The following is a 21,825-nucleotide window of genomic DNA, read 5'->3' on the forward strand; positions in this document are numbered from 1 at the left end:
GCCGCCGGCACGGCCGCGGCCGCCGATGACGACACCGCGAAGTTCGAGAACAACTCGCAGATCCTCAGCTGCCTGCCGCTCGAAGTGATCGACATCCCGATCCTGTCGTCGGCCAACAACAACATCGACTGCTCCGAGAACAACAAGGAGGAGGAGGAGACCGAGGTCACCGTCGTCGACGAGGACGACAACAGCGCCAAGGCCAACTTCTTCCTCGTGGACGAGGACGGGTCGGAGGACCGGCACCACGAGTACCGCTGAGTCGGCTACCGGGCAGGCCGTCCCCACCGACGGCTCCATCTGACCGCGGCACCGACAGGTGCCCCGGTCGACCCGGTGCTCACTGATCGCAGGTCGAGCGGCTCCCAGGCATCAACGCCCGGGGGCCGCTTCGCCGTTCACGGAGGCAGTCAGGGGAGTGCCCGAGTCGGGAACAGTGGTCCAGACCTATTGACCTATGGTCCAGACCTTTCTATTCTCGCGGCACTGCGAGCATGAGGCTCAGTCATGCTCACAACAACCACTCCCCATAAGGAGGCGCATCATGCGCTTCAGACACAGAGCCGCGGCACTCGTCGCGACCCTGGCGCTCCCCATGGCCGGGCTGGTGGGACTCGCGAGTCCGGCACAGGCGGCCACGAGCGCGACGGCCACCTTCGCCAAGACCTCGGACTGGGGCAACGGCTTCGGCGGCAAGTGGACGGTGAAGAACACCGGCACCACGACGATCAACTCCTGGAACGTCGAGTGGGACTTCCCCTCCGGCACCAAGGTCACCTCCGCCTGGGACGCCACGGTCACCAACTCCGGTGACCACTGGACCGCCAAGAACGTCGGCTGGAACGGCACCCTCGCCCCCGGGGCGACGGTCACCTTCGGCTTCAACGGCAGCGGCCCAGGCTCCCCGTCCAACTGCAAGCTCAACGGCGGCAGCTGCGACGGCACCTCCGTCCCCGGCGACGAGGCCCCCTCCGCGCCGGGCACACCCACCGCCTCCAACGTCACCGACACCTCGGCGAAGCTGTCCTGGTCGGCGGCGACCGACGACAAGGGCGTCAAGAACTACGACGTCCTGCGCGACGGCGCCAAGGTCGCCACCGTGACCGGCACCTCGTACACGGACAACGGCCTCACCAAGGGCACCGACTACTCCTACACCGTCCAGGCCCGGGACACCGCCGACCAGACCGGTCCGGTCAGCGGCGCGCTGAAGGTCACCACCACCGGCGGCGGGGACGACGGCGGCAACCCGGGCGGCGGCGAAGAGGTCAAGCTGGGCTACTTCACCAACTGGGGCGTCTACGGGCGCAACTACCACGTGAAGAACCTGGTCACCTCCGGCTCCGCCGAGAAGATCACGCACATCAACTACGCCTTCGGCAACGTCCAGAACGGCAAGTGCACCATCGGTGACGCCTACGCCGACTACGAGAAGGCCTACACGGCCGACCAGTCCGTCGACGGCGTCGCCGACACCTGGGACCAGCCGCTGCGCGGCAGCTTCAACCAGCTGCGCAAGCTGAAGGCCGAGTACCCGAACATCAAGGTCCTCTGGTCCTTCGGTGGCTGGACCTGGTCCGGCGGCTTCCCCGAGGCGGTGGAGAACCCGGCCGCCTTCGCGAAGTCCTGCCACGACCTGGTCGAGGACCCGCGCTGGGCCGATGTCTTCGACGGCATCGACCTGGACTGGGAGTACCCGAACGCCTGCGGTCTCGACTGCGACGAGACCAGTGCCCCGAACGCCTTCAGCACCATGATGAAGGCCATGCGCGCCGAGTTCGGTGACGACCTGGTCACCGCGGCCACCACCGCCGACGCCTCGGACGGCGGCAAGATCGAGGCCGCCGACTACGGCGAGGCCGCGCAGTACATCGACTGGTACAACGTGATGACGTACGACTTCTTCGGCGCCTGGGCGAAGAACGGCCCGACCGCTCCGCACTCGCCGCTGACCTCGTACGACGGCATCCCGCAGCAGGGCTTCAACTCCGCCGACGCGATCGCGAAGTTCAAGGCGGTGGGCGTGCCGGCCGACAAGCTGCTCCTCGGCATCGGCTTCTACGGCCGCGGCTGGACCGGCGTCACCCAGTCCGCGCCCGGCGGCACGGCGACCGGCCCGGCGGCGGGCACGTACGAGGCGGGCATCGAGGACTACAAGGTCCTCAAGAACAGCTGCCCGGCCACCGGCCCCGTCGCCGGCACGGCGTACGCGCACTGCGGCACCAACTGGTGGTCCTACGACACCCCCGCGACCATCACGTCCAAGATGGACTGGGCCGAGCAGCAGGGCCTGGGCGGTGCCTTCTTCTGGGAGTTCAGCGGTGACACCGCGAACGGCGAGCTGGTGAGCGCCATCGACAGCGGTCTGAAGTAGTATCCGGCAGGCTCCGAGCCCCGGTCGCCCTCCCCCGTACTTCGGCTCGGGGAGGGTGTCCGGGGCTACGCCACGTTCACCCGCTGTCCGGGCGGGGCCGCCTCCAGCCACGCGAGGAACCCGGTCAGCGCGTCGTCGCTCATGGCGAGCTCGAGCCGAGTGCCCCGGTGGACGCAGGCGAGCACGACGGCGTCCGAGAGCAGCGCCAGCTCCTCCTCGCCGTCCGGGACGCGGCGGCCGGCCACCTCGATCGCGGAGCGTTCCAGGACCCGGCGCGGGCGGGGGGAGTACGAGAAGACGCGGTACCACTCGACCCGGTCGCCGTTGTAGCGGGCCACACCGTAGGACCAGCCCTTGCCGCCGGCGTCGCCCTCCGTGGGGGCCTCCCAGCGCAGGGAGCAGTCGAAGGTGCCGCCCGATCGCTGGATCAGCCGGCGGCGCAGACCGAAGACGAAGAGCGCGATCACCACCAGGGCGACGACAATTCCGCACACAGTCAGAGCGAGGGCCATCGACACCGACCTCCTCGTCTCCTAGGTAACGGAACGGAAAACCACCCGGATCTGCCTCAGCCGCGGCCGGGTCCGGATCGCTCCGGTCCCAGCCGCGGCTGAGTGACGTCATGGCACGACGCTATCGCACAGTGCTGTGGATCAGCGTCCCGCCGCCGCGCGCAGTCGGACGTCCGCGCGACGCTCGGAGTGGGTGTCGCCCTCCGCCTTCGCGTGCTCGAGCTCCCGCTCCGCCCGCTGGACGTCGATCTCGTCCGCCAGCTCGGCGATCTCCGCCAGCAGCGACAGCTTGCCGTCCGCGAACGAGATGAAGCCTCCGTGCACAGCGGCGACGACCGTCCCACCGTCACTCGTACGAATGGTCACCGGGCCCGACTCCAGCACACCGAGCAGCGGCTGGTGACCGGGCATGACGCCGATGTCGCCGGACGTGGTGCGCGCGACGACCAGGGTGGCCTCGCCGGACCAGACCTGACGGTCGGCGGCGACCAGCTCGACATGCAGCTCAGCAGCCAAGAGTGGCTCCTCGGGTCACCACCCGGCGGGAGAGCCGGGTGTTGGTTACAAGTCTAATGGGCGTGACGGAGGGGACGGGACGCGCCCGCCCCCTCCGGTGTGAGCCCGGGGGCCCACGATGAGCACGCGGCTCAGGAGACGCCGAGTTCCTTCGCGTTCTTCTTCAGGTCCTCGATGCCACCGCACATGAAGAACGCCTGCTCCGGGAAGTGGTCGTACTCACCGTCGCAGATCGAGTTGAACGCTGCGATCGACTCCTCCAGCGGCACGTCCGAACCGTCCACGCCGGTGAACTGCTTGGCGACGTGGGTGTTCTGGGACAGGAAGCGCTCCACGCGACGGGCACGGTGGACGACGAGCTTGTCCTCCTCGCCGAGCTCGTCGATACCGAGGATCGCGATGATGTCCTGCAGGTCCTTGTACTTCTGCAGGATGTTCTTCACGCGCATCGCGGCCTGGTAGTGGTCCGCCGCGATGTACCGCGGGTCGAGGATGCGGGACGTCGAGTCCAGCGGGTCCACGGCCGGGTAGATGCCCTTCTCGGAGATCGGACGGGAGAGCACCGTCGTCGCGTCGAGGTGGGCGAAGGTGGTGGCCGGGGCCGGGTCGGTCAGGTCGTCCGCGGGGACGTAGATCGCCTGCATCGAGGTGATCGAGTGACCGCGGGTCGAGGTGATGCGCTCCTGGAGGAGACCCATCTCGTCGGCCAGGTTCGGCTGGTAGCCCACCGCGGAGGGCATGCGGCCGAGCAGGGTCGAGACCTCGGAACCGGCCTGCGTGAAGCGGAAGATGTTGTCGATGAAGAACAGCACGTCCTGCTTCTGGACGTCACGGAAGTACTCGGCCATGGTCAGGCCGGCCAGCGCGACGCGCAGACGGGTGCCCGGCGGCTCGTCCATCTGACCGAAGACCAGGGCGGTCTTGTCGATGACGCCGGACTCGCTCATCTCGTCGATGAGGTCGTTGCCCTCACGGGTGCGCTCACCGACACCGGCGAACACGGAGACACCGTCGTGGTTGTTGGCGACGCGGTAGATCATCTCCTGGATGAGCACCGTCTTGCCGACGCCGGCACCACCGAACAGACCGATCTTGCCGCCCTTGACGTACGGGGTCAGCAGGTCGATGACCTTGACGCCGGTCTCGAACATCTCGGTCTTCGACTCGAGCTCGTCGAAGTTCGGCGCCTTGCGGTGGATCGGCCAGCGCTCGCCGGTGTACTTCTCGTCGACGTTCAGCACCTCACCGAGGGTGTTGAACACCTTGCCCTTGGTGAAGTCGCCGACGGGCACGGAGATGGCCGTGCCCGTGTCGGTCACCGCGGCCTGGCGGACCAGGCCGTCGGTGGGCTGCATGGAGATGGTGCGGACCAGGCCGTCACCCAGGTGCTGGGCGACCTCCAGGGTCAGCGTCTTGATCTCGCCCGCCTGCGCCGGGTCGGCGACCTCGACGTGGAGGGCGTTGTAGATCTCCGGCATCGCGTCGACGGGGAACTCCACGTCGACGACCGGGCCGATGACCCGCGCGACGCGGCCGGTGGCCACGCCCGACGCTGCGGTCGGCTCAACAGTGGTGGTCATTAGTTGTCACTCCCCGCGGTCGCGTCGGCCAGTGCGCTCGCGCCACCGACGATCTCGCTGATTTCCTGGGTGATTTCGGCCTGGCGGGCCGCGTTGGCAAGACGGGAGAGCGTGTTGATCAGCTCGCCCGCGTTGTCGGTGGCCGACTTCATCGCGCGCCGCGTGGCGGCGTGCTTGGAGGCGGCCGACTGCAGCAGAGCGTTGTAGATGCGGCTCTCGACGTAGCGCGGCAGCAGGGCGTCGAGGACGTCCTCCGCCGACGGCTCGAAGTCGTACAGCGGAAGGACCTCGTCCTTCGTCGCCGACTCCTGTGCCACCTCTTCGAGGCGCAGGGGCAGCAACCGGGAGTCGACCGCCGTCTGCGTCATCATCGAGACGAACTCGGTGTAGACGATGTGGATCTCGTCCACGCCGCCCTCCGCCGTCTCCTTCTCGATGGCCTCGATCAGCGGCGCCGCGACCTTCTTGGCGTCCGCGTACGAGGGCTCGTCGGTGAAGCCCGCGAACGACTCCGCGACCTTGCGCTCACGGAAGTTGTAGTGGGCGAGACCGCGCCGGCCGACGATGTACGTGTCGACCTGCTGGCCCTCGCGCTCGAGGCGCTCGGTCAGCTGCTCCGCCGCCTTGATGGCGTTGGAGTTGAAGGCGCCGGCCAGACCGCGGTCGCTCGTGAGGAGGAGGACCGCCGCACGAGTCGGGTTGTCCGCCTCCGTGGTCAGCGGGTGCTTGGTGTCCGAACCGCTACCGACCGCCGTCACCGCGCGGGTCAGTTCCTGCGCGTACGGCGTGGAGGCCCCCACCTTGCGCTGCGCCTTGACGACACGCGAGGCGGCGATCATCTCCATCGCCTTGGTGATCTTCTTGGTCGCGGTGACGGATCGGATGCGACGCTTGTAGACCCGGAGCTGGGCTCCCATGAGTCAGGTCCCTTCCTTACGTCACTTGGCGGCGGACGGGGCGTCCTCGCCGAGCAGCTTGCCGTCGCTCGTCTCGAACTGCTTCTTGAACGCCGCGATGGCGTCACCGATGGCCTGAAGCGTGTCGTCGGACATCTTGCCGCCCTCGCGGATGGAGGTCATCAGGCCCTGCTCCTGGCGGTGCAGGTACTCGAGGAGCTCCTTCTCGAAGCGACGCACGTCGACGACCGGCACCTCGTCCATCCGGCCGGTGGTACCGGCCCAGACGGAGACGACCTGGTCCTCGGTGGACATCGGCTCGTACTGGTCCTGCTTCAGCAGCTCGACCATCCGCTGACCGCGCTCCAGCTGGGCCTTCGACGCGGCGTCCAGGTCGGAGCCGAAGGCGGCGAACGCCTCCATCTCACGGAACTGGGCGAGGTCCACGCGCAGCCGGCCGGAGACCTGCTTCATCGCCTTGTGCTGGGCGGAGCCACCGACTCGGGAGACGGAGATACCCACGTTCAGCGCGGGGCGCTGACCGGCGTTGAACAGGTCCGACTCCAGGAAGCACTGGCCGTCGGTGATGGAGATGACGTTGGTCGGGATGAACGCCGAGACGTCGTTGGCCTTGGTCTCGACGATCGGCAGACCCGTCATCGAACCGGCGCCCTCGGCGTCGGAGAGCTTCGCGCAGCGCTCCAGCAGACGGGAGTGCAGGTAGAAGACGTCACCCGGGTAGGCCTCGCGGCCCGGCGGGCGGCGCAGCAGCAGGGACACGGCGCGGTAGGCGTCGGCCTGCTTCGACAGGTCGTCGAAGATGATCAGGACGTGCTTGCCCTCGTACATCCACTGCTGGCCGATGGCCGAGCCGGTGTACGGCGCCAGGTACTTGAAGCCGGCCGGGTCGGACGCCGGGGCGGCGACGATGGTCGTGTACTCCAGCGCACCGTTCTCCTCCAGCGCGCCGCGGACCGACGCGATGGTCGAGCCCTTCTGGCCGATGGCGACGTAGATGCAGCGGACCTGCTTGTTCGGGTCGCCGGTGCGCCAGTTGTCGCGCTGGTTGATGATCGTGTCGACGGCCAGGGCGGTCTTGCCGGTCTGCCGGTCACCGATGACCAGCTGACGCTGGCCGCGGCCGATCGGGGTCATGGCGTCGACGGCCTTGTAGCCCGTCTCCATCGGCTCGTGCACCGACTTGCGCTGCATGACCGTGGGGGCCTGCAGTTCCAGCGCACGGCGTCCGGACGTCTCGATCTCGCCGAGGCCGTCGATCGGCTTGCCGAGGGGGTCGACCACGCGGCCGAGGTAGCCCTCGCCCACGGCGACCGACAGGACCTCGCCGGTGCGGGTGACCGGCTGGCCCTCCTCGATACCGCTGAACTCACCGAGGACGACGCAACCGATCTCGCGCTCCTCGAGGTTCAGGGCGAGACCGAGGGTGCCGTCCTCGAACTTCAGCAGTTCGTTGGCCATGGCCGACGGAAGACCCTCGACCTTGGCGATGCCGTCGCCGGCAAGGCTGACCGTACCGACCTCCTCGCGCGAGGCCGCGTCCGGCTTGTACGACTGGACGAAGTTCTCCAGCGCGTCCCGGATCTCCTCCGGCCGGATCGTGAGCTCCGCCATCTGAGTTCCCTGCTCTCCTTGTTGGGCCCGAAGTTTCACTTTGGGGGGATGGGGACTCCCCCCTGAAAGAGGTGAATCCTCTGCACGGCCCAACCCGGGCCGTATTCCTGCGTGTGCGGTTGGTGCTAGCTCGCCATGCGGCGGGCGGCGTCTTCGAGCCGGTCCGCGAGCGAGCCGTTGATGATCTCGTCGCCGACCCGCACCTGGACTCCGCCGAGGACCTCGGGGTCCACGTCGAGATTGAGGTGCATCTGGCGCCCGTACAGCTTCGCCAGCGCCGCGCCGAGGCGCCGCTTCTGGGTGTCGCTCAGCGGGACCGCCGAGGTGACGACGGCGACCGTGCGCTCGCGACGCTCGGCGGCGAGCTTGGACAGGGACTCGAGTCCCGTCTCCAGGCTACGTCCCCGGGGCGCGGTGACGAGGCGCGTCACCAGACGCTCGGTGGTGGCCTTGGCCCGGCCGCCGAGCAGGCTGTGCAGCAGCGCGGTCTTGGCCGACGTGCTCGCGGAGCGGTCGGTCAGCGCGGACCGCAGCCCCGTGTCGGACGCGACGATCCGGCCGAACCGGAACAGCTCGTCCTCGACGTCGTCGAGCGTGCCCGCCTTCTGCGCCGCGGTGAAGTCGGCCATGGCGGCCAGCTCCTCCAGCGTGTCCACCAGGTCGCGCGAGCGCGACCAGCGGGAGCGGACCGTACCGGCCACCAGGTCGGCGGCCGGACCGCCGACCTGTCCGCCGAGGATGCGTCCGGCCAGTTCGGCCTTGGCGTCGGCGGCCTGCGCCGGGTCGGTGAGGACCCGCCGCAGGCTGACCTCGCGGTCGAGCAGCGCGGTGACGGCGGCCAGCTCGTCGGCGAGCTGCGCGGCGTCCACGGTCGTGGAGTCCGTCAGCGCGTCGAGTCGCTCGCGTGCGGCTGCCAGGGCATCGCGGCTCGCTCCGTTCATCGTCCGGCCTCGGCCTTCTCCTCGAGCTGGTCGAGGAAGCGGTCGATCACACGGCTCTGCCGGGCGTGGTCCTCGAGGGACTCGCCGACGAGCTTGCCGGCCAGGTCGGTGGCGAGCTTGCCGACGTCCTGGCGCAGCGCGGACGAGGCGGCCTTGCGGTCGGCCTCGACCTGTGTGTGTCCGGCGGTGATGATCTCCTCACGCTGCCGCTGGCCTTCCGCGCGCATCTCGGCGATGAGCACGGCGCCCTGCTCCTGCGCCTCCTGGCGCAGACGCGCGGCCTCGTGCCGGGCCTCGGCGAGCTGAGCCTTGTACTGCTCCAGCACGCTCTGGGCCTCGGTCTGAGCGGCCTCGGCCTTCTCGATCCCGCCCTCGATCGCCTCGCGCCGCTGCTCCAGAACCTTGTTGATGTTCGGGAGGAGCTTCTTGGCGAGGAAGCCGAAGACGATGACGAAGGCGAGCAGGCCGATGACGAGCTCGGGAATCGGCGGGACGAGGGGGTTCTGCGCCTCCTCGGCCGCGATATGAAGCAGTGGGCTCATATCAGACTGCCTTTCGTCTAGTGAGCCGGTCGCGGATCAGGTGATCACTTGCCGTAGACGAACGGCATGACCAGGCCGATGAGGGCGAGCGCCTCACAGAAGGCGAAGCCGAGGATCTGGTTGGCGCGGATCAGGCCGGCGGCCTCGGGCTGACGGGCGATGGCTTCGGTGCCCTTACCGAAGATGATGCCGACGCCGATGCCGGGACCGAAGGCGGCGATGCCGTAACCGATGGAAGCGATCGAGCCGGTGACGGCAGCAAAGGTCTGGGACATGCCAGTTCTTCCTTTTCTTCACGGGCCGGTGGGGGTGGGCCACCGGACGACTGGGGCGGTGCGGGACGCTCAGTGGTGCTCGGCGAGCGCGCCCTGGATGTAGGTAACGGTCAGCAGGACGAAGACGTACGCCTGCAGGGCCTGGATGAAGAGCTCGAAGGCCGTCATCACCAGGACCATCACGAACGAGACGCCGGCGTAGGCGATCCCGATCCCGTTCAGCAGGTACCAGCTGGCGATGGTGAACAGCACCAGCAGGATGTGACCCGCGAACATGTTCGCGAAGAGTCGCACGGCGTGGGTGAAGGGCCGCACGAGCAGGTTGGAGAAGGCCTCGATCAGCATGACGACCGGCAGGGCCGCACCGAGCGACTTGTCGTAGCCGGTGAAGTTCTTCAGGGCGCCGACGAAGCCGTGCTTCTTGAAGGTCAGCGAGACCCAGACGACGTAGACGAGCAGCGCCAGCACCGCCGGGTACGCGATGACCGACGTCACCGGGAACTGGGCGAGCGGGATGATCGACCAGAGGTTCATCATCCACACGAAGAAGAACAGCGCGACGACGAACGGGACGAACTTCTCGCCCTCGCGCTTGCCCATCGTCTCGTAGACGACACCGCGGCGGATGAAGTCGTAGCCGGTTTCGGCGACCATCTGGAGCTTGCCGGGGACGACCTGGGGCCGGCGGAAGGCCGCCCAGAAGAAGCCGATGATGATGATCGAGCCGAGCAGCGCCAGCAGCATCGTCTTGTTGAAGTACACGTTGCTGTCGCCGTCGCCCCACATGGGCTCGAACAGGAACGAGTGCAGCCCGGGAGACGGGAAGCCACAGCCGTCGAAGATGTGGCAGTCGGTCTCGAAGGCGAGCACCTGCGTCGGGTCAGCACTCACCGCGGGCTCCTTCAGCGTGGCGCATGGATTCGGCAACCTCGTGGTGTCGGCGCGGCACGGGGCCGCGGATCGGCACGGGACTGGTGTTACGGGTATGGGGGCGGCTGTGGGGCATCTCGCCTCGCGATGTGGCAGGCGTCAGCTGGGATGCCCGCGCCCGCGATGCCGCAGTTGGCACCGGACGATAGCAGGGTCTCGCATGCGCCTTTATCCCGGCCCTACGTATCACGACGAGCGCCCCGGAGTTTCCTTCTTCTCGTCCTTCGTCGACTCGGGCTCCACGTAAAGGATTTTGGCCTTCATCTGGGCACGCGCCTGCGCGGCGACCCAGGTGAGAGTGCCGGCGAGCAACGAGAGGGCGAAGACCTTGGGATGGAACAGCGTCGTGTCCTTGAAGAGCACGATGAAGATGAACATCAGCGCAATTTGTGCCATGTACATCATCAGCGCCATCGCCTGGAACAGGGTCGGCAACGACTTCGCGGTCCACTGAAGGACGTACAGCCCTGCTCCCATGAAGAGGATCACGACCACAGCTCCGACGAGCGCCCCGACCGCACCCTTGCCTCCTTCGACGGCACCGCCGATCGCGACTGCGACCGCACCGACGACAGCGGTGGGTACGGCAGCCTGGATCAGGATCCGGACGTCGTTGGAGGGCATGGCGGCATCTCCGCTTTCAGGGGGCAGGGGGTGTCGTCATGGACGAGCGTAGTCCCCCGGGTCGAGTGCAGAACTCTCACCAACGGGCCGTCGCACTGCGGCCCTTCGGCTCCATCCGGGGTTCTCGTGAACGGTATCACAAACTATTTGATGAGGTCTTTACCTGAGGGTGTGCTTGCTGTCACACATGAGAGTGACCGTGCGCGTATGTGCGGTCACTCGGCCCTCTTGTCTGGTAATGGGGCACTTCGTTCCCCCACGCGTTGGCAATGCTCTAGTCAGATTCTTACCTTGTGCGCGAACGGGGGCCGACGGCGGTGGCCCCGTTGACGCCTGAGACGCCCGCGGCGACCGGTACGCGGTCGCCGGTCGTGCCCTCGCCGGGCTCACCAGACTCACTGGACACACCGGAGTCGTCGGCGTCGCCGCCCCCGTCCGCGGCCACCTGAGGCTCCCCTTCCGCCACGACCGCCTTGCGGCGTCGGTAGCGCGGCGGCACGAAGTGCTCGGCCCAGCGCGGGGCGCGGGGGGTGAAGCGCGGCAGCAGGAGCAGGACCAGGCCCGCCGCGCTGAGGATGACGACGCTCAGCACGATCCACATCGAGGCGGCGTTCACGGAGTAGGCGAGCGCGCCGAAGGCGATCAGCGCCGAGAAGAAGTACATGATCAGCACCGCGCGGCTGTGCGAGTGGCCGATCTCCAGCAGCCGGTGGTGCAGGTGCCCCCGGTCCGCGGCGAACGGCGACTGGCCGCGCCAGGTACGCCGCACGATCGCCAGGATCAGGTCGGCGGCCGGGATGGCGATGATGGTGAGCGGCATCACCAACGGGATGTAGACCGGCACCATCTGGTGCACCGAGTTGCGCTCGGAACCGGAGAACAGGTTCATCAGGTCCGGGTCGACCTGACCGGTGACCGAGATCGCGCCGGCCGCCAGGACGAGCCCGATCAGCATCGAACCGGAGTCGCCCATGAAGATCCGGGCGGGATGCATGTTGTGCGGCAGGAAGCCCAGGCACATACCCATCAGGATCACCGCGAACAACGTGGCGGGAGCGGCGGCCTCGATGTTGTAGCCGTACCAGATCCGGTAGGCGTACATGAAGAACGCCGCCGCCGCGATGCACACCATGCCGGCCGCGAGACCGTCCAGGCCGTCGACGAAGTTGACCGCGTTGATGGTGATGACGACCAGCGCCACCGTCAGCAGGGTGCTCTGCCACTGGGTGAGCGCCACCGTGCCGACGCCCGGCAGCGGGATCCACAGGATGGTCAGGCCCTGCACCACCATCACACCGGCGGCGATCATCTGCCCGCCCAGTTTGATCAGGGCGTCGATCTCGAACTTGTCGTCCAGGACGCCGATCAGCCAGATCACGGCCGCCCCGGAGAGCAGGGCCCGAGGCTCGTTCGACGTCTCGAAGACCTCACTGAGGTTGGTGAGGTGGTCGGCGACCAGCAGGCCCGCGCACAGTCCGAAGAACATCGCGATCCCGCCGAGCCGCGGAGTGGGTTCCCGGTGCACGTCACGTGCCCGGATCTCCGGCATCGCCCCCGCCACGATCGCGAACTTCCGTACCGGCCCTGTCAGCAGATACGTCACCGCGGCCGTGATGCAGAGCGTCAGCAGGTATTCACGCACAGGCTTCCCCACAGGTCTCGCTGGCCATTCCCGGCCCACCACCCTAGCGATGCGCGCATATGGTTGGGGACTTCCGGGTAGCGACGATGGTTGCACGTGTGGCCGTGCACACGGTGCGCCTACCCGGAGTCAGTTCGGGTACGGCGGGAATTCCCCGACCAGATCCCGTACGTCGTCCCGCGCCGCGGCGGGCTCCGTCCCGCCCCGGAGCACCTCGGCGAGCAGTGTGGCCACCGCCCGCATCTCCCGCTCCCCCATCCCCTGCGTGGTCAGCGCCGCGGTGCCCAGCCGCAGGCCTCGGGCGTCGCCGTGCGGCAGCGCGCAGCAGTCCAGGACGATCCCGGCCGCCGCGAGCCGGCCCCGCGCGGTCCTCCCGTCGACGCCGAGCGGGGCGGGGTCGGCGGTGATCAGGTGGGTGTCCGTGCCGCCGGTGGTGACGACCAGGCCCTCGGCGGCCAGGTGCGCCGCCAGCGTCCGGGCGTTGGCGACCACCTGATGGGCGTACACGGCGAAGGCCCCGGTCGCCGCCTCCCCGAAGGCGACCGCCTTGGCCGCGATGGTGTGCATCTGCGCGCCGCCCTGGGTGAACGGGAAGACGGCCCGGTCGACCCGCTCCGCCAGCTCGCCCCCGCACAGGATCATGCCGCCGCGCGGCCCGCGCAGCACCTTGTGCGTCGTGGCGCACACCACGTCGGCGTACGGCACCGGACTGGGCGCCGCTCCCCCGGCGACCAGCCCCATCGGGTGGGCGGCGTCCGCGATGAGGTAGGCGCCCACCTCGTCGGCGACGTCGCGGAAGGCCGCGTAGTCGGGGTGGCGGGGGTAGGCGATCGAGCCGCACACGATCGCCTTGGGCCGGTGCGCGCGGGCCAGGGTGCGCACCTGCTCGTAGTCGATCAGCCCGGTCTCCGCGTCCACGCCGTAGCCGACGAAGTCGAACCAGCGCCCGGAGAAGTTGGCCGGTGAGCCGTGGGTGAGGTGACCGCCGTACGGCAGGCCGAGGGCGAGGACGGTGTCGCCGGGGCGCAGCAGCGCGGCGTAGGCGGCCAGCACGGCGGAGGAGCCGGAGTGGGACTGCACGTTGGCGTGCTCGGCGCCGAACAGGTCCCGGGCCCGCTCCACGGCGAGCCGCTCGGCGACGTCGGCGAGTTCGCAGCCGCCGTGGTGCCGGGCGCCCGGGTAGCCCTCGGCGTACTTGTTGGCCAGCGGGGAGCCCAGGGCGGCCAGCACGGCGGGGGACGTGAAGTTCTCGGCGGCGATCAGCTGGAGGGTCGTCGACTGCCGGCGGCCCTCGGCGAGCAGGATCTCGGCCAGTTCGGCGTCCTGGCGCAGCAGGGCTCCGAGCATGCCGTCATCGGCCGTGCTGTCATCGGCCTTCGGGACGTCGTGGGTGACCGACATGGTGCGCTCCGGGCGTGCGTCGACGGTGACGTACGACCAATGTAGGCCCGGGGGACCGACGGCGCCCGTGGTGTCGCGCCGCGCGGGCGGCGGCGTACCCCGTCCGCCGCCGCATGCGCGCTCCGCCCATGCCGCGCTCTGTCCCTACGGCCACCGCCCCGGCCCGGCGCCGACGAAGGCCCTGCCTACATCCGCGCCGCGACTCCCGTCAGCGCCGTCACCACCGGGTCCAGCGCCTGGTGTATCTCGTCCCCGACCGACCGGAAGAACGGCAGCGGCGCCCCGTACGGGTCGTACACCTCGTCCGCCTCCACCGTGGGCGCCAGCAGCCACCCGCGCAGCGCGGCGGCCGCGCGGACCAGGGCGCGTGCGCGGGCGACCACGCCGTCCTCCAGGGTCGGCAGCGTCGCCGGGTCGATGGCGTTCACCAGGCGGGTGAACTCCTTGAGCGTGAAAGTGCGCAGCCCGGCCGAGTGCCCCATGGAGATGACCTGCGCCCGGTGGTCCCGGGTCGCCGTCAGCACGAGGTCGGCGCGGATCACGTGCTCGTCGAGCAGCTCGCGTCCGGTGAAGCCGGCCGCGTCCGCGCCGAAGTCCGCGAGGACCGTCTCGGCGTTCGACTCCATGGGCGCGCCCTCGTGGCCCCAGGTGCCCGCGCTCTCCACGATGAGGCCGCCGCCGAGCACACCGAGCCGCTCCTTCACGAAATGCCGGGTCAGCCGCTCGGTGATGGGCGAGCGGCAGACGTTGCCGGTGCTGACGTGGAGGATGCGGAAGCTGTCGCGCGGAAGCCCGACGAACGTCGTCGTGATCTCCGCGGCGCGTTCCGCGCTGCCTATGCCACGCCCCGTCTCAGGGGCCGTCAATTCGCCACCTCGAGGTCGGGTACCACCTTGCGCAGTTCCTCGGCCGACAACGCGCCGGCGCGCAGCAGCACGGGCACCTCGCGGGTGACGTCGACGATGGACGACGGAACGTTGCCGGGGGTGGGGCCGCCGTCGAGGTAGACGGAGACGGAGTCGCCGAGCATCTGCTGGGCGGCGTCGCAGTCCTCGGGCGCCGGGTGGCCGGTCAGGTTGGCGGAGGAGACGGCCATGGGGCCGACCTCGGTGAGCAGCTCGATGGCGACGGGGTGCAGCGGCATCCGCACGGCGACCGTGCCCCGGGTGTCGCCGAGGTCCCACTGGAGGGACGGCTGGTGCTTGGCGACGAGCGTCAGCGCGCCCGGCCAGAAGGCGTCGACCAGCTCCCAGGCCATCTCGGAGAAGTCGGTGACCAGGCCGTGCAGGGTGTTCGGCGAGCCGATGAGGACGGGCGTGGGCATGTTGCGGCCCCGGCCTTTGGCTTCCAGCAGGTCGGCGACGGCCTCTCCGGTGAAGGCGTCGGCGCCGATGCCGTACACGGTGTCGGTCGGCAGCACCACGAGCTCGCCACGGCGGACGGCGGACGCGGCCTCGCGCAGACCGGTCACACGGTCGGTCGCGTCGTTGGTGTCGTATCGCCGTGCCATTTAGCGGGCCTCCTCGTACACGGACTGCGGGGTCGGGGTCGGGGGGATGGGGGTGCTCACGGCAGTGCCTTGCGGGCGGTCGCGAACCGCGGGCGGTTGTTGAGGTCGGGGTGGTCGGCCGCGTCGGCCCAGCCCCGCTCCTCGGTGAAGATCCACGGCACCTGGCCGCCCTGGGTGTCGGCGTGCTCGACGACGACCACGCCGCCGGGGCGCAGCAGTCGGTGGGCGGTGCGTTCCAGGCCGCGGATGAGGTCGAGGCCGTCCTCGCCGGAGAAGAGGGCCAGCTGGGGGTCGTGGTCGCGGGCCTCGGGGGCGACGTACTCCCACTCGGTGAGCGGGATGTACGGCGGGTTGGAGACGACCAGGTCGACCTGGCCGTCGAGGTCCGGGAAGGCCGTCAGGGCGTCGCCCTGGCGCAGCTCGACCCTGGACCCCTCCATGTTCCTGCGCGTCCACTTGAGGGCGTCCTCGGACAGCTCCACGGCGTGCACGCGTGAGCGCGGCACCTCCTGGGCGAGCGCGAGCGCGATGGCGCCCGAGCCGGTGCACAGGTCGACGATGCAGGGCTCGACGACGTCCATGGCGCGCACGGCGTCTATGGCCCAGCCGACGACGGACTCGGTCTCGGGGCGGGGCACGAAGACGCCGGGGCCGACCTGCAGCTCCAGGTAGCGGAAGTAGGCGAGGCCGGTGATGTGCTGGAGCGGCTCGCGCGCCTCACGGCGGGCGACGACCTCCCAGTACCGGGCGTCGAAGTCCGCGTCCGGCACGGTGTGCAGCTCGCCCCGCTTGACGCCGTGCAGATACGCGGCGAGCTCCTCGGCGTCGGTGCGCGGCGAGGGCACGCCGGCGTCGGCCAGTCGCTGGGTGGCCTGGGCCACCTCCGCGAGCAGCACGCTGCGGGGGTTCGGGGGTCGCCCCCCGTGATGTTGCTGCACGCTGGTCCTCCGGGGCTGAGCTGTTCGTCCGGTACGGGCGTACGGGTCGGGTCGGGTCCGGTTGCGGTGGTCCGGTGCGGCCGCGGTCAGGCCGCGGCGAGCTTGGCCGCCGAGTCCGCGTCGACGCAGGCCTGGATCACCGGGTCGAGGTCGCCGTCCAGGACCTGGTCCAGGTTGTACGCCTTGAAGCCGACGCGGTGGTCCGAGATGCGGTTCTCCGGGAAGTTGTACGTACGGATCTTCTCGGAGCGGTCGACGGTGCGGACCTGGCTGCGCCGGGCGTCCGCGGCCTCCTTCTCCGCCTCCTCCTGCGCCGCCGCGAGCAGCCTCGAGCGCAGGATACGCAGTGCCTGCTCCTTGTTCTGCAGCTGGCTCTTCTCGTTCTGGCAGGAGGCGACGACTCCGGTCGGAACGTGCGTGATGCGCACGGCGGAGTCGGTGGTGTTGACGGACTGGCCGCCGGGGCCGGAGGACCGGTAGACGTCGATGCGGAGGTCGTTGGGGTTGATCTCGACGTCGATCTCCTCGGCCTCGGGCGTGACGAGCACGCCGGCCGCGGAGGTGTGGATACGGCCCTGGGACTCGGTCGCGGGCACCCGCTGCACGCGGTGCACCCCGCCCTCGTACTTCAGCCGCGCCCAGACGCCCTGGCCGGGCTCGGTGGCGCCCTGGCCGCCCTTGGTCTTCACGGCGACCTGGACGTCCTTGTAGCCGCCCAGCTCGGACTCGGTGGAGTCGATGATCTCCGTCTTCCAGCCGACCCGCTCGGCGTAGCGCAGGTACATGCGCAGCAGGTCGCCGGCGAAGAGCGCCGACTCGTCGCCACCCGCGCCCGCCTTGACCTCCAGGATGACGTCCTTGTCGTCGCTGGGGTCGCGCGGGACGAGCAGCAGGCGGAGCTTCTCGGTGAGCTCGTCGCGCTGCTTGTCCAGCTCCTTGACCTCGGCTGCGAAGTCCGGGTCGTCGGCGGCCAGCTCGCGCGCGGTCTCCATGTCGTCGCCCGTCTGCTTCCAGGAGCGGAACGTGGCGATGATCGGGGTGAGCTCGGCGTACCGCTTGTTCAGCTTGCGCGCGTTGGCCTGGTCGGAGTGGACCGACGGGTCGGCGAGCTTCTTCTCCAGGTCGGCGTGCTCGGCGACGAGTTCCTCGACGGCCTCGAACATCTTGGGCTCCTGCTACTGCTTGGGAAGGGAAAGGCGGGCGACCAAAAACGCCGGTCCCGGCGCTCCCCCGGCTGGGGGCGCGGCCGTGGACCGGCGGTTGGAGGCTCGCTACTTCTTGGAGCCGGCGGAAGCCTTGCCGAAGCGGGCCTCGAAGCGGGCCACGCGGCCACCGGTGTCGAGGATCTTCTGCTTGCCCGTGTAGAACGGGTGGCACTCGGAGCAGACCTCGGCCCGGACGGTGCCGGACGGGATGGTGCTGCGGGTGGTGAACGACGCGCCACAGGTGCAGCTGACCTGCGTCTCGACGTACTCGGGGTGGATGTCGCGCTTCAAGGTGTCTCCTACTGTTCGGGAGGGCGCCGGGTCGCCGCCGCGGGATGCGGGAGCGTGAACCGGGGCCGACGTACCAGTCTGCCAGGACTGGGGCCTTCTCCCAAAACCGGGGGCTGCCGTCGTCTATTCCGCACGCCTCTACGGGGTGCTGTTCACGACGCCCTTGGCGCCGCCCGACGCCGTGCCCTCCGTCGCCGCCCCGGGGATCGGCTTGTCGTTCTTCAGGGCCGTCCACACCTGGTCGGCCTTGGTCTGCGCCACCAGGACCCGGTTGGTGTCGGCGGGGTCGTACCGGACCGGCATCGTGACCATGTTCATGCCCGAGGCGTCGATGCCCTTGAGGCCGCTCACGAAGGACATCAGGGAGTTCACCGAGCCCAGGTCGGAGTCGGTGGTCACCGTCTTGGTGGCGGTGTCGGCGATGTCGTACAGCTTCTTGGGGTTGCCGAGCAGGCCGATGTCCTTGACCTGGTCGGCCAGTGCCTTGACGAAGGCCTGCTGCAGTTGGATGCGGCCGAGGTCGGAGCCGTCGCCGACGCCGTGCCGGGTGCGGACCAGACCGAGGGCCTGCTCGCCGTCGAGCGTGTGGGTGCCCGCCGGCAGGTCGAGGTGGCTGTCGGGGTCCTTGATGTCCTCGGTGGTCGTGATGTCGACGCCGCCGAGGTCGTCGACGAGCTTCTGGAAGCCGCTGAAGTCGACCTCCAGGTAGTGGTCCATGCGCAGGCCGCTGATCGACTCGACGGTCTTCACGGCGCAGGAGCCGCCGCCGGTGGAGTAGGCGGAGTTGAACATCACGTCGTCGGCGGCGGGGTGCTCGTCGCCGTCGGCGTCGGTGCACTCGGGGCGGTCGATGAGGGTGTCGCGCGGGATGGAGACCACACCGGCCTTCTTGTGGCCCTTGTGGACGTGCACGACCATCGCCGTGTCGGAGCGGGCGGTGCCGTCGTCGGTGCCGCCGCCGAGCTCCTTGTTGCCGCCGGCGCGGGTGTCGGAGCCGAGGACGAGGATGTTCTGGGAGCCGTTGTCGGCCCTCTCGGGCCGGTCCGTGCCGAGGACCTGGTCGATGTCGACGCTGGAGAGGTTGCCGTTGAGCTTGAAGAAGAGGACCCCGGCGCCGGTGCCGCCCAGGACCACGACGCCCGCGGCAGTCCAGGCCGCGACCAGCAGGGCCTTGCGCCGCTTGGCGCGGGGCCTGCGGCGGCGGCCCTTGCCCCGGCGGCCGGGAGCGGGAGAGCGGGGCTCTTCGGGGCCGGGCTCCCCGGGGCCGGGTATGGCGGGGTCAGGGGTGTTCTCGGCGGACATGTGCTCCTCGGCGTTCGTGCGGTCGGTTACCCCCTGTGCTCAGGGTCGGGCTGGTCGGTTCCGGCGGTTTCCGCCGCTACCTGACCATCGTCCCTCCGTTGGTGAGACGGCGGAACTCGGCACAGGGTCGCACGACTCCCTGTGACCGAAGTGTGGCGCACGGGACACGGAGAGTAACCGATTGGGCGGTGGAATCCGCCGTCACCTGCAGTTTCGAGTGAGGGTGCCGTAGCCGCCGTACCCGTCGCCGGTCTTCACGGCTGTGGCGAAGGTCGCGGTACCGGCCTCGCCGCTGCCGCGGCAGGCGTACGTTACCGAGCACCTGTTCCCCGGGCACGCACAGGGCCGCCCCCGTCACCGGTGTGACGGGGGCGGCCCTGTGATGGTGCTGGATACCGCTGGGTGGTGCTGGGTGCCGCCGCTGTCTGTTTGCGGGCACCGCTCGGCACCGCCGGGATGCTGCGAAGACGTCAGTCGCCGTTGCCCGGCGTCGGGGTCGTCTTCTGGATCTGCAGCAGGAACTCCGCGTTCGACTTGGTCTGCTTCATCTTGTCGAGGAGCAGCTCGATCGCCTGCTGCTGGTCGAGGGCGTGCAGCACCCGGCGCAGCTTCCAGGTGATGGCGAGCTCGTCGCTGCCGAGCAGGATCTCTTCCTTGCGCGTGCCGGACGCGTCGACGTCCACCGCCGGGAAGATGCGCTTGTCGGCGAGCTTCCGGTCGAGCTTGAGCTCGGCGTTGCCGGTGCCCTTGAACTCCTCGAAGATGACCTCGTCCATGCGGGACCCGGTGTCCACCAGAGCGGTGGCGAGGATGGTCAGCGAGCCGCCGTCCTCGATGTTGCGGGCCGCACCGAAGAAGCGCTTCGGCGGGTACAGGGCGGTCGAGTCGACACCACCGGACAGGATGCGGCCGGAGGCCGGGGCCGCGAGGTTGTACGCGCGGCCCAGACGGGTGATCGAGTCGAGCAGGACGACGACGTCGTGACCCAGCTCCACCAGACGCTTGGCACGCTCGATGGCGAGCTCGGCGACCGTGGTGTGGTCCTCCGCCGGACGGTCGAAGGTCGAGGAGATGACCTCGCCCTTCACCGACCGCTGCATGTCGGTGACCTCTTCCGGACGCTCGTCGACCAGGACGACCATCAGGTGGCACTCGGGGTTGTTGTGCGTGATCGCGTTGGCGATCGCCTGCATGATCATGGTCTTGCCGGTCTTCGGCGGGGCCACGATCAGACCGCGCTGCCCCTTACCGATGGGCGCGACGAGGTCGATGATGCGGGTGGTGAGGACGCCGGGGTCCGTCTCCAGGCGGAGGCGGTCCTGCGGGTACAGCGGCGTCAGCTTGTTGAACTCCGGCCGCCCGCGCCCGGATTCGGGCGCCATGCCGTTCTGGGAGTCCAGGCGCACCAGCGCGTTGAACTTCTCGCGGCGCTCGCCGTCCTTGGGCTGGCGCACGGCACCGGTGATGTGGTCACCCTTGCGCAGGCCGTTCTTGCGGACCTGGGCGAGGGAGACGTACACGTCGTTGGGACCGGGCAGGTAGCCGGAGGTCCGGATGAACGCGTAGTTGTCGAGGATGTCGAGGATGCCGGCGACCGGGATGAGGACGTCGTCCTCGTTGATCTGCGGCTCCTGCTGGATGTCGTCGCGCCCACGGCGGCCGCGGCGGTCGCGGTAGCGGCCGCGACGGCCGCGACGGCCGCCCTCGAAGTCGTCGCCGTCCTCGTCGGCCCGCTGCTGCTGACGGTCCTGGCGGCCGCCGCCCTGCTGCTGACGCTGCTGACCGCCGCCCTGGTTCTGCTGGTCGTCGCCCTTGTTGCGACGGTCGCGGTCACGTCCGCGGTCACCGCGGTCGCCGCGGTCACGGTCACCCCGGTCACGGTCGCGGTCACCGCGGTCACGGCGGTCGCGACGACGGCCCTCGCCGCCCTCCCCGTCGGAACGGGCGTCTCCCTGGCCCTGCTGGTGGCCCTGCGACTGCCCCTGCCCCTGCCCCTGCTGTTGCTGCTGCTGCTGCTGCTGCTGCTGCTGCTGCTGCGCGGAGGATTCGGCCTTCGGCTCGCTCTTCGTCTCGACGGCCACCGTCTCGGTGGCGGCGGACGGGCTGCCCGCGTCGGCGGTGGCCCGGCGGCGCCGGCGCTCCGAGGGGGCGTCGTCACCGGCGGCGCCGGCCGTCTCGCCCGTGGGCGAGACCTTGGGGGACGGCTGGCCGGGGATGTCGATCTGCTGCTGGGCGGTGGCCTTGTCGGCGGCCGTCCTGTCCGCCTTCTTCTCGGCCTTGCCGGCCTTCTCCGCCTTCTCGGCGGGGGCCTCGTCGCCGGTACGGGACCGGGAGGTGTTGCGGCGCTTCGGCTTGGTCTCGCCGGCGGCGTCCGCCGCGGCGGGCGCGGCCTTGGCGGAAGCTCCTCCCGCGGCCTGCGCCTCCTTGATGACCTCGATCAGCTGGCTCTTGCGCATACGCGCGGTGCCCCTGATGCCGAGGCCGGATGCGACCTGCTGCAGCTCGGCCAGCACCATGCCCTCGAGGCCGGTACCGCGGCGCCGCCGGGAGCCGGCACCGGTGGCAGGCGCGGAGGCGTCCGTGGAGGGCGCGGCAGCGGTCTCCTCGACACGTGCGCCCATCAGATCGGTGGTGTCGCTCACGAAGGGTCCTTCCCTGGAGCGGACGTCGGCCTGTCTGGCTCGGCGACCGGTTGTGCTGTCCGGCTTCGGTCC

Annotated in this window: 21 protein-coding genes; 2 read left to right on the forward strand and 19 right to left on the reverse strand. The window is 69.7% G+C overall.

Annotation, left to right across the window (positions count from 1 at the left end):
• Together ABEA26_RS22460 and ABEA26_RS22465 are read left to right on the forward strand one after the other, a co-directional pair.
• Nucleotides 1–261, forward strand: a 261-nt coding sequence (locus tag ABEA26_RS22460; RefSeq protein WP_345594862.1) for a hypothetical protein, incomplete at its 5' end; no start/stop codon positions are given.
• Nucleotides 262–544: 283 nt separating this feature from the next.
• The gene (locus ABEA26_RS22465; RefSeq protein ID WP_345594864.1) at nt 545–2,374 is read left to right on the forward strand and encodes a glycoside hydrolase family 18 chitinase; all 1,830 of its coding nucleotides are present in this window, start codon (nt 545–547) and stop codon (nt 2,372–2,374) included.
• Nucleotides 2,375–2,439: 65 nt separating this feature from the next.
• Here ABEA26_RS22465 and ABEA26_RS22470 read toward each other — a convergent pair whose 3' ends face one another.
• The 19 genes from ABEA26_RS22470 to rho form a co-directional block, all read right to left on the reverse strand.
• Entirely contained in the window at nt 2,440–2,886 is a 447-nt protein-coding gene (locus tag ABEA26_RS22470) for a DUF2550 domain-containing protein (protein WP_345594866.1), read from the reverse strand.
• A gap of 141 nt (nt 2,887–3,027) precedes the next feature.
• On the reverse strand, nt 3,028–3,402 hold the full coding sequence (locus ABEA26_RS22475) for a F0F1 ATP synthase subunit epsilon (RefSeq protein ID WP_279561749.1): 375 nt from the start codon (nt 3,400–3,402) through the stop codon (nt 3,028–3,030).
• A gap of 131 nt (nt 3,403–3,533) precedes the next feature.
• Entirely contained in the window at nt 3,534–4,982 is a 1,449-nt protein-coding gene (gene atpD, locus ABEA26_RS22480) for a F0F1 ATP synthase subunit beta (protein ID WP_345594869.1), read from the reverse strand.
• Nucleotides 4,982–5,899 carry a F0F1 ATP synthase subunit gamma gene (locus ABEA26_RS22485; protein ID WP_345594871.1) on the reverse strand — a complete coding sequence of 306 codons (918 nt, stop codon included), beginning with the start codon at nt 5,897–5,899 and terminating at the stop codon, nt 4,982–4,984. The genes atpD and ABEA26_RS22485 overlap by 1 nt, the downstream gene beginning before the upstream one ends.
• 21 nt (nt 5,900–5,920) lie before the next feature.
• Nucleotides 5,921–7,510 carry a F0F1 ATP synthase subunit alpha gene (gene atpA / locus ABEA26_RS22490; protein ID WP_279561746.1) on the reverse strand — a complete coding sequence of 530 codons (1,590 nt, stop codon included), beginning with the start codon at nt 7,508–7,510 and terminating at the stop codon, nt 5,921–5,923.
• 125 nt (nt 7,511–7,635) lie between these two features.
• Complete coding sequence (locus tag ABEA26_RS22495; RefSeq protein WP_345594873.1) at nt 7,636–8,451, reverse strand: F0F1 ATP synthase subunit delta; 816 nt, start codon at nt 8,449–8,451, stop codon at nt 7,636–7,638.
• Nucleotides 8,448–8,993 carry a F0F1 ATP synthase subunit B gene (locus ABEA26_RS22500; RefSeq protein ID WP_345594875.1) on the reverse strand — a complete coding sequence of 182 codons (546 nt, stop codon included), beginning with the start codon at nt 8,991–8,993 and terminating at the stop codon, nt 8,448–8,450. Before ABEA26_RS22500 ends, ABEA26_RS22495 begins: the two co-directional genes overlap by 4 nt.
• A gap of 44 nt (nt 8,994–9,037) precedes the next feature.
• Nucleotides 9,038–9,268, reverse strand: coding sequence for an ATP synthase F0 subunit C (gene atpE / locus ABEA26_RS22505; protein ID WP_345594877.1), 231 nt, complete (start codon nt 9,266–9,268; stop codon nt 9,038–9,040).
• A gap of 69 nt (nt 9,269–9,337) precedes the next feature.
• The gene (gene atpB / locus ABEA26_RS22510) at nt 9,338–10,159 is read right to left on the reverse strand and encodes a F0F1 ATP synthase subunit A (RefSeq protein WP_345594879.1); all 822 of its coding nucleotides are present in this window, start codon (nt 10,157–10,159) and stop codon (nt 9,338–9,340) included.
• A gap of 225 nt (nt 10,160–10,384) precedes the next feature.
• A complete protein-coding gene (locus ABEA26_RS22515; RefSeq protein WP_345594881.1) occupies nt 10,385–10,822 on the reverse strand; it encodes a Cg1360 family ATP-synthase-associated protein in 438 nt (145 codons plus the stop codon).
• 286 nt (nt 10,823–11,108) lie between these two features.
• On the reverse strand, nt 11,109–12,464 hold the full coding sequence (locus ABEA26_RS22520) for an MraY family glycosyltransferase (protein WP_345594883.1): 1,356 nt from the start codon (nt 12,462–12,464) through the stop codon (nt 11,109–11,111).
• Nucleotides 12,465–12,593: 129 nt separating this feature from the next.
• Nucleotides 12,594–13,865: a serine hydroxymethyltransferase gene (locus tag ABEA26_RS22525; protein ID WP_345594885.1), complete on the reverse strand. Its 1,272-nt coding sequence runs from the start codon at nt 13,863–13,865 to the stop codon at nt 12,594–12,596.
• A 185-nt stretch (nt 13,866–14,050) separates the two neighbouring features.
• The gene (locus ABEA26_RS22530; RefSeq protein ID WP_345594887.1) at nt 14,051–14,731 is read right to left on the reverse strand and encodes an arsenate reductase/protein-tyrosine-phosphatase family protein; all 681 of its coding nucleotides are present in this window, start codon (nt 14,729–14,731) and stop codon (nt 14,051–14,053) included.
• Nucleotides 14,728–15,375 (reverse strand): L-threonylcarbamoyladenylate synthase, encoded by a 648-nt coding sequence (locus ABEA26_RS22535; RefSeq protein ID WP_345594889.1) that lies wholly within the window; start codon nt 15,373–15,375, stop codon nt 14,728–14,730. The genes ABEA26_RS22530 and ABEA26_RS22535 overlap by 4 nt, the downstream gene beginning before the upstream one ends.
• 56 nt (nt 15,376–15,431) lie before the next feature.
• Entirely contained in the window at nt 15,432–16,271 is an 840-nt protein-coding gene (gene prmC, locus ABEA26_RS22540; protein WP_345594891.1) for a peptide chain release factor N(5)-glutamine methyltransferase, read from the reverse strand.
• Nucleotides 16,272–16,399: 128 nt separating this feature from the next.
• Entirely contained in the window at nt 16,400–17,476 is a 1,077-nt protein-coding gene (gene prfA / locus ABEA26_RS22545; RefSeq protein WP_345594893.1) for a peptide chain release factor 1, read from the reverse strand.
• A 108-nt stretch (nt 17,477–17,584) separates the two neighbouring features.
• On the reverse strand, nt 17,585–17,809 hold the full coding sequence (gene rpmE, locus ABEA26_RS22550) for a 50S ribosomal protein L31 (protein ID WP_210873250.1): 225 nt from the start codon (nt 17,807–17,809) through the stop codon (nt 17,585–17,587).
• A gap of 138 nt (nt 17,810–17,947) precedes the next feature.
• On the reverse strand, nt 17,948–19,111 hold the full coding sequence (locus tag ABEA26_RS22555; protein ID WP_345594898.1) for an LCP family protein: 1,164 nt from the start codon (nt 19,109–19,111) through the stop codon (nt 17,948–17,950).
• Between the two features lie 470 nt (nt 19,112–19,581).
• Nucleotides 19,582–21,753, reverse strand: a complete 2,172-nt coding sequence (gene rho, locus ABEA26_RS22560) for a transcription termination factor Rho (protein ID WP_345594900.1) — start codon at nt 21,751–21,753, stop codon at nt 19,582–19,584.
• Between the last annotated feature and the right edge of the window lie 72 nt (nt 21,754–21,825).

Origin of the sequence: Streptomyces marokkonensis, assembly GCF_039539045.1 — a bacterium.
GTDB classification, from domain to species: domain Bacteria; phylum Actinomycetota; class Actinomycetes; order Streptomycetales; family Streptomycetaceae; genus Streptomyces; species Streptomyces marokkonensis.